The organism is Mesorhizobium sp. WSM4846 (assembly GCF_055811415.1).
Map to the genome: position 1 here is coordinate 386,809 of NZ_JBVVPZ010000001.1, position 13,116 is coordinate 399,924.

General features: G+C 62.4%; 9 protein-coding genes. 5 read left to right on the forward strand and 4 right to left on the reverse strand.

What is annotated here, in order from left to right; translation table 11 throughout:
- Positions 1-37: 37 nt before the first annotated feature.
- On the reverse strand, positions 38-1,186 hold the full coding sequence (locus AC0L15_RS01965) for an alpha-hydroxy acid oxidase (protein ID WP_287246513.1): 1,149 nt from the start codon (positions 1,184-1,186) through the stop codon (positions 38-40).
- 461 nt (positions 1,187-1,647) lie between these two features.
- Entirely contained in the window at positions 1,648-2,943 is a 1,296-nt protein-coding gene (locus AC0L15_RS01970; protein ID WP_473495836.1) for a lipopolysaccharide biosynthesis protein, read from the reverse strand.
- Between the two features lie 151 nt (positions 2,944-3,094).
- Between AC0L15_RS01970 and AC0L15_RS01975 the strand changes: the two genes are divergently transcribed.
- From AC0L15_RS01975 to AC0L15_RS01995, 5 genes are all read left to right on the forward strand, one after another.
- Positions 3,095-5,359: a GumC family protein gene (locus AC0L15_RS01975; RefSeq protein WP_473495837.1), complete on the forward strand. Its 2,265-nt coding sequence runs from the start codon at positions 3,095-3,097 to the stop codon at positions 5,357-5,359.
- 122 nt (positions 5,360-5,481) lie between these two features.
- The gene (gene folD, locus AC0L15_RS01980; RefSeq protein WP_287239909.1) at positions 5,482-6,381 is read left to right on the forward strand and encodes a bifunctional methylenetetrahydrofolate dehydrogenase/methenyltetrahydrofolate cyclohydrolase FolD; all 900 of its coding nucleotides are present in this window, start codon (positions 5,482-5,484) and stop codon (positions 6,379-6,381) included.
- 19 nt (positions 6,382-6,400) lie between these two features.
- Positions 6,401-7,399 carry a GlxA family transcriptional regulator gene (locus AC0L15_RS01985; protein WP_023800286.1) on the forward strand — a complete coding sequence of 333 codons (999 nt, stop codon included), beginning with the start codon at positions 6,401-6,403 and terminating at the stop codon, positions 7,397-7,399.
- A 165-nt stretch (positions 7,400-7,564) separates the two neighbouring features.
- The gene (locus AC0L15_RS01990; RefSeq protein ID WP_287246515.1) at positions 7,565-9,226 is read left to right on the forward strand and encodes a vWA domain-containing protein; all 1,662 of its coding nucleotides are present in this window, start codon (positions 7,565-7,567) and stop codon (positions 9,224-9,226) included.
- A 335-nt stretch (positions 9,227-9,561) separates the two neighbouring features.
- Positions 9,562-10,095 (forward strand): dihydrofolate reductase family protein, encoded by a 534-nt coding sequence (locus AC0L15_RS01995; protein ID WP_287246516.1) that lies wholly within the window; start codon positions 9,562-9,564, stop codon positions 10,093-10,095.
- Positions 10,096-10,467: 372 nt separating this feature from the next.
- Here the strand turns inward: AC0L15_RS01995 and AC0L15_RS02000 are convergent, their stop codons facing one another.
- The gene (locus tag AC0L15_RS02000) at positions 10,468-12,357 is read right to left on the reverse strand and encodes a CHASE2 domain-containing protein (protein ID WP_287246517.1); all 1,890 of its coding nucleotides are present in this window, start codon (positions 12,355-12,357) and stop codon (positions 10,468-10,470) included.
- Positions 12,358-12,362: 5 nt separating this feature from the next.
- Positions 12,363-12,899 (reverse strand): FecR domain-containing protein, encoded by a 537-nt coding sequence (locus AC0L15_RS02005; protein ID WP_473495838.1) that lies wholly within the window; start codon positions 12,897-12,899, stop codon positions 12,363-12,365.
- Positions 12,900-13,116: the final 217 nt, after the last annotated feature.

Genomic DNA, 13,116 nt, shown 5'->3' on the forward strand with positions numbered 1-13,116 from the left:
CCCGGTAGGAGGTGATGAAAGGGTGGGAAGTCGCCTGTTACTGACGGCAGCGCAGGTTCCGTCGCGTGAGCTCGTTGACCGAGGTGCAGCCCATCAGCTTCATGCCACGCTCAATCTCGATGTGCATCAATTCCAGCGCGCGTTCGACGCCGGCCTGCCCGGCGGCCGCCAGTGGGAAAAGGTAGTAGCGGCCCAATCCGACGGCCTTTGCGCCCAGCGACAGGGCCTTGAGCACGTGGGTGCCGCGCTGCACGCCACCATCCATCATCACATCGATTCTGTCTCCCACCGCATCGACGATCTCGGCAAGCTGGTCGAACGCGGTACGCGAGCCGTCGAGTTGGCGACCGCCGTGATTGGAGAGGACAATTCCGGTGCAGCCAATCTCGACCGCACGCCTGGCATCCTCGACCGACATGATGCCTTTCAGGCAGAACTGTCCGCCCCAGTGCTGCACCATCTCGGCAACGTCGCCCCACGACATGGAGGGGTCCAACATCTCCGTGAAGTAGCGGCTGATCGACATCGCGCCGCCGCCCATGTCGACATGGCCATCGAGCTGTGGCAGCCGGAACCGCTCATGCATATAGTAGTTGATCGCCCATGACGGTTTGACCGCGAACTGCGCGATGCCAGCGAGATTGAGCTTGAAGGGGATGGCGAACCCCGTTCTCTTGTCACGCTCGCGGTTGCCGCCGGTGATGCTGTCCACCGTCAGCATCATCACCTCTACTCCCGCCTGCTTGGCCCGGGCCATCATCTCGCGGTTCAATCCGCGGTCCTTGTGGAAGTAGAATTGGTAGACTTGCGGCCCATTGCTGATCTGGCGCGCCTCTTCGAGGCTGACGGTGCCGAGCGAGGAGACGCCGAACATCGTGCCATATTTCGCCGCCGCTGCCGCCACCGCACGTTCGCCCTGATGGTGGAACAGGCGCTGGAGCGCTGTTGGCGAGCAGTAGGCCGGCATCGCTAGCTTCTGGCCCATGACGGTCACCGACATGTCCACATTGGTCACGCCGCGCAGAACATTCGGCACCAGGTCGCAGTCATCGAAGGCAGCCCTGTTGCGCCGATAAGTGACTTCGTCATCGGCCGCACCGTCAATGTAGTTGAAGATCGGTCGGGGAAGGCGCTGTTTGGCCATGCTGCGGAAGTCATGGAAGTTGTGGCAATTCCTCAGACGCATCTCATCACTCTGTTGGCCCGGCTCATCTGCCCGATAGCACACTGCTGCGCGATGCCTAACTGACGCGGGCTGAACGATAAACGGCCGCAACGGGCCGGTAGCAGTCGGGGCGCGAACGTCGCTCTGGAGAAGCGGCGGCAAGGTGCACCGCTACCCGACACCCGGCATTTTTCGAGTGAACGACCAGTCTCGGGCGACAACCTCGATGGTCTCATCTCGAAAATAGAACAAGAAATGCCGTGATGTCGGACTGTCCGGCGACAGAACCTCCCGATCGGGCTCGTCGACTGCCCCGCCGTCGCCGATTACTTCGTAGACCCCCATTTTGGAGCTTGATTGCTATAACGGCCTTCACCTGTAAACCACGCGTGATCATTTGTGGCGTCCCATCGCCAGCGACTACTGCCAACGAATCGAAGTGTCCATCCCATCTCGGCATCGACGGCAGCCAGCTGGTCGACCTAGACCGGCTTCGCCGGCCTGCGCATCGCCGAATAGGTGAGCAGCGCCGAGGCGAGATAGAGCAGCAGGAAGACGAGATTGAGCGAGAGCACCAGATCGGGCGTGTCCAGGATATGGGTCAGCACATAGGTCAGCAGGACCGCCTTCAGCCCGGCAAGCAGCGCCAGGTTGATCGCCCGCACCAGCGTCTGGCCGCGCGCGAACAGAAGCTCGGCCTGGTATTCGACGAGATTGCGCAGGCCCGGCACGCAGATCGCCACCACCACCAAAGGGGCGGCCTCCGCAACATTCCTGCCGAGCGCGTTGGGGAAGAAATGCAGCACGATGCCGAGTGCCGCCAGCGCCAACGTCGAGACCGCGAACACGCCGCCTTCGATGCCGCTCTTGACCGAAAAGCGCGACAAGAGTTCCGGCGCCCGCATCATACGCTGCACCAACATCATCGAGAAGGTGCGGATCGGGATCGCCGTCAGGTCGACCAGCCGCATGATGATGGCGTAGATGCCAGCGAGGTGCGGGCCGCCGATCGCCAGCACCAGCAGCTTGTCGAATTCCATCTGCAGGTAGAACAGCACCTCAGCCCCGGCCACGTAGATGGAATCGGCGAGCCGCCTGACATAGAGCGCCAGCCGCAGCCGCAGCCTTTGGCGCGGATAGAAAAATCCGAAGGCGATGAGCAGCGAGGCGGCGTTGGTGCCGATGTAATACCAGGACCAGGCTCCTATGGTCGGCTGCGCCGCGAACATGAACAGCACGGCGCCGAGCGCCCGCAAGGCCGTCGCCAGGATCGTCAGCAGGGCGGCGCGACCGAATTTGCCGAGACCGTTGTTGACGATCAGCGCCACCTCGACCGGCCGCCACAGCAACGCCTCGGCAAACACGATCGCCGCAAAGACCGACAGCGGCACGGTGCCGGCAAAGAAGACCAGGTAGACGCCGTAGGAGGCGGCAGCCAGCAACGGCAGCGATATCGCGCCAAACAGCAGGAAGCCGGCCGTGAAGGTGCCGATCAGATTGGGGCGGATGGTGGCGGTTCGGTAAAGCGCCGAGATGAAGCCGAAGGCCAGGATGCGCGACAGCATCACGCCGGCCGCCGAAGCGGTGGCAAACATGCCGAACTCGGCGATCGACAGCGTGTTGGCCAGCGCGATGAAATAGGCGAGCGAAAACACCAGCCGCCCGCCCGCGCCACTGATCGCCGAAAGATAGTCGCGTACCAGCCGCCGTCGCTCGGCGACGAAAGCGCCGATCCGGGCGAGAAGCCGTTTTTGCGGGATGTTGCCAGCCTGAGTCATGTGTCGAGACAGCATAGGCCGGAAAGTTTAACGCGCGGTTCTGGGCGCTTTCGATGCTTTCAGGAAGGGCACAACCCTAGAGGGAAACCGTGTCTTCAAGGCTGGGAAATTAACCTTTTGTTTCCTATGCTTGTTTAGCGTGGTTTAACGAATGGCTGACCGCGCGTCCAAGCCGCAAAGGGCAAGCTCCACGACAATGGTCGACAGGCAAAACCGTGAAGATTGGAAGCGCGAGCGGTCCTTGCTGGCGCTCGGCCAGGCGTTGCGCGGCGAAGAAGAACCATCGCTGGTTGCGATCGGGGACCGGGCAGACCCGTCATGGCGCGACGATGCCGCAACGCGCCATCGTGTCGCGCGCTTACGGCGCGAGGGGCGGGCGCATCCGGAAGTCTCGGCAAACCCGGAGCCCTCGGCGACCCCGGAACGCTGGGTGACTCCGGAGTTATCGGCAAACGATGAAACAAGCCGGTTTCACGCCGAGGATGCATCGGCCTCGGCCGCCCGGATGCCGCCTGAGACCGACGACGCCGTTGAAGCGGACTATGCCGACGCCGCGTTCGATCCTCGATACGCCAGGCAGCGGGAGGAGCCGGTTGCAGCCGCTGTTTCCGAGGGCCGCCGCTCCGATGCCGACCCCCGATACGCCGCGTTCGACCCCCGATACGCCGCACCCGAGCCTCGAGACGCCGCACCCGAACCTCGATATGCCGCACCCGAACCCGGATATGCAGATGACGAGCGGCGGTCTTCCCGTCAGGATGACGACAGACAAGAATGGAAGCCGTTGATCGACCCGATGCAGGTCGTCCGCGGCATTGCCCGCTCGAAGCTGCTGATCGTCGCCATGACGATACTGGGCGCCACGCTTGGCGTCGCCATCGCGCTGTCGACGCCGAAGAAATACGAAGCCACCGCAGAGCTGATCGTCGACCCGCGCGACCTGAAGCTCACCGACCGCGACCTCACGCAATCCGTGGTTGCGTCCGACGCGACGCTGGCCATTGTCGAGAACCAGGTTCGCGTGCTCACCTCCGGTACCGTTCTGAACAAGGTCGTGGACAAGCTCAATCTGGTCAATGATCCGGAGTTCAACGGGCAAGGTTCCGATGGCCTGGGGATGATGACGGTCATCCGATCGATCCTGTCGCGCAATGACGGGCCGGCTGCCGGTGAAGGCCGCCGCCGTGCGCTGGCCGTCGCCAATCTGGCCGAGAGCCTTGCGGTCGAGCGCGGCGGCAAGACCTTTGTCATCTCCGTCAGCGCCACCACGCAAAATGGCGAGAAGTCGGCGCTCATCGCCAACACGATGACGGATGTTTTTCTGCAGACCTTCGGTCAGATCCAGGCCGACACCGCTGGCCGCGCGACCAACGAGCTGACGGGCAGGCTCGACGAGCTGCGCAAGGGCGTCGAAGCGGCCGAGCGCAAGGTCGAGGATTTCAGGGCAGCGCACGACCTCGTCGACGCGCAAGGCCATCTGATCAGCGACGACGAGATGCTCAAGCTCAACCAGCAGCTGGCGATCGCTCGCGCGCGCACGCTGGAACTTAACGCCCGCGCGGCGTCGGCGCGCTCGATCGACGTGAATTCGGTTCTGAGCGGCACCTTGCCGGAGGAGATCAACTCCAACACCATGAGCGAGTTGCGCTCGCAATATGCGACACTCAAGCAGGAGGCCGACCGCGCCGCGATCCGGCTCGGGCCGCGCCATCCCGAGCTCCAGGCGCTCAATGCCCAGCTTGCCGGATCGCGCGAGCGTATCGCCGGGGAACTGCGCCGCATCGCCTCGTCGCTGCAGGTCGACCTCAGGCGCGCCGTGCAGCTCGAACAGGATCTAGCCTCCCGGCTGGCGCAGTTGAAGGTCCGCAGCGGCGACGTCAACAGCGATCTGGTCACGCTGCGCGAACTGGAGCGCGAGGCCGCCGCCAAACGCTCCGTCTATGAGCAATATCTTCTCCGCGCTAAGGAGACCGGCGAGCAGAAGGACATCAACACCGCCAACATCAACGTGATCTCCAAGGCGTTCGCCCCGCTCGAGCCAAACGGACCGTCGCGCGCCATGACGGTGCTTGCCGGCCTGCTGGCAGGGCTTGCTTCCGGTGTCGGCCTCGGCGCCATGCGCGGCGCTTATGCGAGCTTGCGCGAAACCGCCGATTCGCGGCCGCGCCGCCGGGCAGAAGGGCGCCGGACATCCATTGAAGACAAAGCATACAAGGCGTCGCCGCCCGTTCCGCCCCATGCCGGGCAAGTGCCTCATCCGCAGCAGCAGTATCGGCGAGCCTCGTCGGACGAGGCAGATCAGGCTTCGAAAGCCGCTGAACAGCAAGCCTCCATCGAGGAAATCCGAGCCAGCTTGCGCGAATTCCGCGAAGCGGTTCGCGAACTCACCGAAAGCCGATCGCGGCGCTATTTCTGAGCGCCGAATAGAATAAAAGCCATCGGTTTCGAGTTAGCGGCATAAGACGGCGCTTTGACGGGATTGCCCGGTCGGATTTTCGTGAGAATGCCGCCCGAAGCAGAACGTGTTGAGGATGGTTGATGGCCGAGTTGATCGACGGAAAAAGCGTTGCCGAAGGCGTAGTGCGGCGCGTCAAGGCCCTGACGATCGAACTGATGGAAAAGGGCGCGCACAAGCCCGGTCTCGCCGTGGTCATCGTCGGCGAGGATCCGGCGAGCCAGGTTTACGTCGCCTCTAAATCCCGCACCGCCAAGGAATGCGGCTTTCATTCGGTCCAGCACACGCTGCCGGCGGAAATATCCGAACAGGAACTGCTTGCCATCATCGGCGAACTCAACGCCGATCCCGGCATCAACGGCATCCTGGTGCAGCTTCCATTGCCTGGCCATATCGATGCGGGCAAGGTCATCCAGGCAATAGCGCCGCAAAAGGATGTCGACGGCTTCCACTTCATCAATGTCGGCAAGCTCGGCACCGGCGAACTGGAGACGGCGTTCGTGCCTTGCACGCCGGCCGGCTCCATGCTGCTCATCGAGCGTGTGCGCGGCAAGGATCTTTCCGGACTCAATGCGGTGGTCGTCGGCCGCTCCAATATCGTCGGCAAACCGATGGCCAATCTTCTGCTTGCCGCCAACTGCACCGTCACTGTCGCGCACAGCCGCACGAAGGACCTGGCTGCACTGGCGCGCACCGCCGACATTCTCGTTGCCGCTGTCGGCAGACCTGAAATGGTCAGGGGTGACTGGGTCAAACCGGGCGCCACCGTCATCGACGTCGGCATCAACCGCATCGCGGCGCCAGAAAAGGGCGAAGGCAAGACCCGTCTCGTCGGTGACGTCGCCTTTGCGGAAGCGGCCAGGACCGCCGGCGCCATCACGCCGGTGCCCGGCGGCGTCGGACCGATGACCATTGCCATGCTGATGGCCAACACGCTAGCTTCCGCCTATCTCGCGGCCGGATTGAAACGGCCGTCTTTCTGAACCTGGAAAGCCCAAAGCTTTGCCGAACCTCACTGTTCCCCCAGAGCGGCCGGTCACCAATGATCCCATTCACGGCGGCCGGCAGTTCGGGTTCCTGCTGGTTGACAAGTTTTCCATGTTCTCGCTGGCCGCCGCAATCGACACGTTCCGGTCGGCCAATCGGCTGCTCGGCCACGACTTCTATGGCTGGACGACGGTGTCGGCCGACGGCGATGCCGTCATGGCCTCCAACGGCCTGCCGCTCAAGATCGACTACGCTGTCGCCGATCTACCGCCGGTCGATATTCTTTTCGTCTCGGTCGGGCTGACGACCGAGTTTCCCGGCAAGAGCAAGGTGCTGGCGGCGCTGCGCAGCTGGGGCCGGCGCGGCAACGCGCTCGGCGCACTGTCGGTCGGCTCCTATCTGCTCGCCGAGGCAGGCCAGCTCGAAGGCTATCGCTGCACCATCCACTGGGAAAACCGCGCCGGCTTCGTCGAACGGTTTCCCGACATCAACTGCACGGGCAATGTCTTCGAGATCGATCGCAAGCGTTACACCTGCGCCGGCGGCACCACCTCCATCGACCTGATGCTGGAGATCGTGCGCGGCGATTTCGGCTCGAGCCTCGCCAACGGCGTCGCCAACCAGTTCCAGCACGAACGCATCCGCTCCGCCGGAGACCGCCAGCGCGTCGGCCCCGAACGCGACCTGACCGGCAAATCGGAAAAGCTGCGCCGCATCGTCGAACTGATGGCCGACCATCTCGACGAGCCGCTTTCGGCGGTGCAGCTCGCCAAGTCGGCGGGCCTGTCGGTGCGCCAGGTCGAGCGGCTGTTCCTGCGCCACCTCAGTGTGACGCCCGGCCGCTATTACATGCGGCTCAGGCTTGAGCGGGCGCGCGAATTGCTGCGCCAGACCAACATGCCGATCCTCGACGTGGCGATCGCCACCGGCTTCACCTCGCACTCCTATTTTGCCCAGAGCTACCGGCTGCAGTTTGGCCGGCCGCCTTCCGAAGAGCGGCGCACGACATATTGAGTGCTTTGGCGCAGTCAGCCCCGCCACGTGCCCCGGCGCCCGGGCTTGTATCCTGACGCGGCGTCAAATAGCTTCCCCCGGCGGCACGGACTGGCGGGCATGGGCCGGCTGGCAGAAGCTGACTGGCTGCGACGAACTGGCGACCACTGACTGGGGGGAGATTTCATGGCGGGACTTGCACGGAGCATCGTTGCGGCGGCGCTCCTGTTGTGGATGACGACGCTCGGCCTTGCCGCCGACCGTGTCGTCATCGTTCTCGACGCCTCCGGTTCGATGTGGGCGCAGATCGACGGCAAGCCGAAGCTCGAAATCGCCCGCGAATCGCTGCGAACGGTGCTGCAATCGGTCCCCGCCGACAAGGAAATCGGCTTCATGGCCTATGGCCATCGCGAGAAGGGCAGTTGCGAGGACATCGAGCTCATCGTGCCGCCGCAGGCCGGCTCGGCAGGTGCTGTTTCCACTGCCGCCGACAGCCTGAAATTCCTCGGCAAGACGCCGCTGACATCAGCCGTCAGGCAGGCGGCCGAGGCGCTGAAATACACCGAGGACAAGGCCACCGTCATCCTGATCACCGACGGGCTCGAGACCTGCAAAGGCGACCCCTGCGCGCTCGGCAAGGAACTGAGGGCTGCCGGTGTCGACTTCACCGTAAACGTCGTCGGCTTCGGCCTGACCGCGGAAGAGGGCAAGCAGGTTGCCTGCCTCGCCGACAACACCGGCGGCAAATACATCCAGGCGTCGGATGAGAAGGCGCTGCAGGACGCGCTGGTCGAGACCATCGCCGCCGCACCTGCACCAGCGCCCGAACCAGCGCCCGCGCCGCCGCCGGCCGCCGCGCCGGAAAAACCGGAGTTCAACTTCATCCCCGCCGTGGTGCTCGCCGAGGGCAGCGATCTCGTCACTGACGGCAATTCCTGGGAGATCCACCAGGCAAACTCCGACGGCACGCGCGGCGAGTACGTCGCCACCGAATACGGAGCTTATAAAGGCAATTTGGAGCCGGGCGATTACACAGTCGTGGCGCGCCATGGCGAGGCCAGCACCGAACAGAAGATCACGGTCGAGGCGGGCCAGGTCTACAAGCCCCTTTTTGTGCTCGATGCCGGTACGCTCATCATTCATCCGCGGCCAAGCGAGGGAGCGGATGTGGCCGATGGTGCGGCTGTCGTGATCGCCTATCCGGGCGTTGAAATGCCCGCGACCTACTATGGCGACACAAAGGTGGTGTTGCCGGCCGGCGATCAGAAAGTCACGGTCAGGATCGGGCAGGGCGAGGTTACCGAAACCATCCCGCTCACTGCCGGCAAGATCATCGACAAGGATATCGTCGTCGGCGTCGGCCATGTCGTTGCCAACGCCTACTACATTGCCGGCGGCGACAAGGCCGAGGGCTCGGGCATTGGCTTCAAGGTGTTCAAGGCAAAAAAGAAGATCGACGGGACGAGGCAAGAGGTGGCTTATGCCTATGGCCCCGACAGCAAGTTCGATCTGCCGCCCGATGATTATGTGCTGACGGCGACGGTCGACCTTGCCGTCGTCGAGCAGCCGTTCAGCGTCAAGGCCGGTGAGCATCAGGATCTGAACATCGCCGTCAATGCCGGCGTGCTGGCGATCACCGCGCCAGGAGCTTCGAAGATCGAGATTTTCGATCCGAAGAAGGACATCAATGGCAACCGCAAATCGCTCGGCTACGCCTTTGACGAGAAATATCAGGCGGCGCTGCCGGCCGGCGAGTACGCCGTCGTCTCGCAAATGTTGGACAACAGCTCAAAGGAAAGCACGGTGACTATCACAGCCGGCGAGCGAGCCGAGCTGACGGTGCAGTAGGGACATTCGACGTCTGAAAAAAGTGGTTCCGAAGCCCGGCCCCTAACCCAAATGTGGAACCCAAGTACCTTACAGCGCAATATTCGCCTGCGGCGCAGACGTTTCGCGCGGTTTAGCTTGCTATAAAAATTTCGCAAAGCATTCTGTTCGCCGGATCGTCGCGGAACATCCGGTTTTGCGACGTCGCAAATATCAGTCGCGAACCGATTCAAAACTCGGGAATCTTGCGACAAGAACGGGGCAACGACCCCCACAAGAAAAAAATTTCGGGCATGCGTCGAGGCGCTTGGCTGTCGTTCGTCTTGTATACCTGACACGACGGGGGATTTTGCACCATGGCGAAGATCGTATTCGGAATGAACCAGTCCCTCGACGGCTATGTCGACCACCAGGAATTACCTGCGCCAAGTCCCGCGCTCTTTCGTCACTGGATAGAGCACGTGCGCGACCTGACCGGCAGTGTGTACGGTCGCCGCATGTACGAGGCCATGCGCTATTGGGACGAAGACCGTCCTGAGTGGAGTACGGAGCAACACGAGTTCGCGGCGGCGTGGCGGCGCCAGCCGAAATGGGTTGTATCGCGCTCGATGAAGTCGGTCGGTCCCAATGCCACGCTTATCGCGGATGACGTCGAGGTAGTGATACGCAGGCTAAAGGCCAAGCTAACAGGAGAGATTTCCGCTTCCGGACCAGAGTTGGCGCAAAGCCTGACAGAAATGGGTCTGATCGACGAATACCGCCTCTACCTTCACCCCGTGGTGCTTGGTCGCGGCAAGCCCTTCTTCGCCGGCTCTCGGCCACCGCTCCGCCTTGTGGCCAGCGAGCGAATCGGCGGGGAAGTCATCAGGTTGACCTACGTTCCTGCCTGACTACAGACCACGCCGATGAGAAGGCGATGCATCGAAATCCCCCTTTCGGTTCAGCCTAGACGTTGCGGAAAGGATTCGGAAGAACGACGGCTGCGGGTGGGGAGATCGCCATTCGCCGGGGATCGGCCGAACGGCTCGGTTGCGCCATTTGCCGACCTTCATTGCGTTTCTCCAAACCTGCCGTTCGCGCTACAGCCTGATACGACCCTAAGCGGAAGCTCGTTCGCCCCCGGCCGAATTCACGCCCATGACCCGAAGCTGCCTTCCATCAATGCGGATTTTTTCAGAATCTCCCGTTCGGGTTGGCCGAGGCCTCAGGCAGGATTCGAAGTGTCGCGGCCAAACGGGCGCCATTCAGACATTCCGATACCATCATTGTTCACGGGGCCTGGTATCCTGCAGCGTCTGCGAACTCTGCCACAGCCAGATTGCGAGCGAGCCTGAACGCCCGCGGAGCTGTGCTTCCACAGGTCCTCTTAGAGCACCAGATTTGAACAACTCGCAGTCGCGGCCGGCGACTTGCAGCATTTCGTCGCTCACTGCGACTTCAGCATTTTGGTCGGCCGCGATCTCCATCAAGCGACTGGCGACGTTAACCGTATCACCCGTCGTCGCGATGTGCTGACGGCCTTTGCCGCCGAGTCTCGACGCAACGATTGTTCCGTAATGCGCTCCGATCTTGAAGCCGAGCCTAGATGCAGTTGATGCGGGCAGCGAGACGAGCCAGTTGCTGGTACGGCTGGAGAGCGCTGCGCAGCAGCGGGCGGCATTGAAGGCATCATCTGTCGCTGCTTCCGGTAGACCGAACAGGATCATGGCTCCGTCACCCATGAAATTCGTGACAACGCCACCGCATTTTGTCACCTCTTCGTCCACCAACGCATGGAACGTGTTCAAAAGTTCGCGTGTGGCGTTCGGCCCCAATGTTTCGCTCAGTCCGGTGAAACCGGACAGGTCAATGAATATGATGGCGGCGTCCCTCCGGACAGGTTCCAGGAGAAAGTCGCCATGCTCCGCAAGCCACCCCGCAAAGCCCGGGGCCTGAACTCGTTGAAGCAATTCGCTCTGCGTGGCGAAATACTGGGCCTGGTTCCTGCCCAACCAAAGCTGCGCGGCCCCGAACAAAATAGCCGGCGGAACGGCGGCGGCCATCGGCAACGCCGCGCTCAGCCAGATATGGTGTGAGAATGCGGTCATATTGACCACGAACCAGATCGCAACCACGCCGACGATCGCTGCAAGGCCGACGGCGTTGCGACGCCATGCCAACAGCCCCACAAGAACCACCGGCAGCACCACCGCAAAGCCGGCATCTGCAAGGCGAACGTACTGATCTCGCACTATGCCGTCGCCGGTCATCAGATGGGCAATGGCCGTCGACATGACCTCGACGCCTGGGAGCACGGGATCAAACGGTGTCGGGAAAACATCGCCGGCGCCGGTTGCAGTTGCTCCGATCACAACAATTCGATCCCGAATAATACCGCCATCGACTTGGCCGCCCAGCACCGTCGTGGCGCTGATCGTGCGGATCGTGCCGCGGGGGCCATAGAATGTCAGAGGGAGTATGTGACCAATGTCCGTCCGAATCCGCTGTCCACCCAGAGATAGATAGTCGGGCGCTATTCCCGGATCCTCTCCCACCGCCATGGCGGCAACGCGCAGGGAGAAAGACGCTTCAGTCCGATCTCCGGCCCGAAACAGCAACGGGACGAACCGAGGCGTTCCCGTCCAGTCGGTAACCACGTTCACGACGCCGACAGCGGCGATATCCGAGAACGCTTTCAGGGGCCACAAAAACCGCTCGGCATTCGGCACTCGGGCGAGAGGGCCATCGCCCTCGACTGCAATCGATTGTTTACCTCCCGAGTAGACCGCTGCAGCAGCGATTACGCTTGAAGTCCCACGCAGCGAACGCGCGAGCGCCTCATCATCATCTTTTGTCCCGGGATCGACCAGCAGCAGGTCGAACGCAATGGCTTTCGGTCCAAAGCGAGCTATCGTATCGACAATCCGGGCAAGCGTGGCGCGGCTGAGGGGATAGCGGCCATCGTTTCGGACCGCTTCGTCGTCTATGGCGATAATGGTAATCAGCTCCGGCGGCTTTGTGGTTCCCCGAACAAGCGTTCGAAGATCCGTCATCGTCGCTTCGACGCGATCGAGGGACCACATGTTGCCGCGCCAGTGCGCAAAGCCAAGGCCGGCCCCCCAAAGACCCGCCAGAACGAGCGCGATCAGCGTCTGAAGCGCTCGCCCGCTCATTTAGCTTACTGACCGAAACGGGCCATCAAAGCCGAAACACGTGCGGCGGGCCAGCGCTTGACCGTCAGTGTGCCTGTTCCGGCTTCCACATCGACGCCTTCGCCCGGCCCGAGGACTACACCAGCATTGGACGCCGGCCTTTGCACGGCGACGCGACCTTTGACGACGAAAACAGACGTCTTGCCTCGGGCAACGTCGACTGCCCATTTTGTACCTCGCACCGCGGCGATCGCCTGCGGGGTGACGACAGCGAAGCCACCCCGGACCCTGCCGGCTGGAGCATCGAGCAACAGCGCCTTGCGTCGTAATCTGACCGCATCGGCACTACCATTTCGATCACGGTCCACCAGTGCAAAACGAGCGCCATCTTCCGCAATGATGGTAAGGCCTTCCCGGCATCTCAGAATTTGTCGGGACGCACCTGCTACCAGTCTGAACGTACAGCCGGCGTTATTCGACTGCGCTGAAACGGTATCCACCCAGAAGACACAGGCAAGCATGCATGCCATCAGGCTCCGGAGATATCGGCCACTTGCGCTCATGAACGTCTCCTTGCTTTTGCGAAAATCTGCGGCAAGAAAATCTTTGCATTGTCTTCTGCGGTCAGCCTGGCAGTATACTCATGCGTACGAACCGGCACTTGCAGCCGCGTTGCCTTAGAGGTAGCACGGTGCCGACCAGCGATCTTAGCACGATAGCTTGCTCCAACACCAAATAAGGCGACATCAAGCCGTTTGAAGCGGCCGCGATGCGGATGTC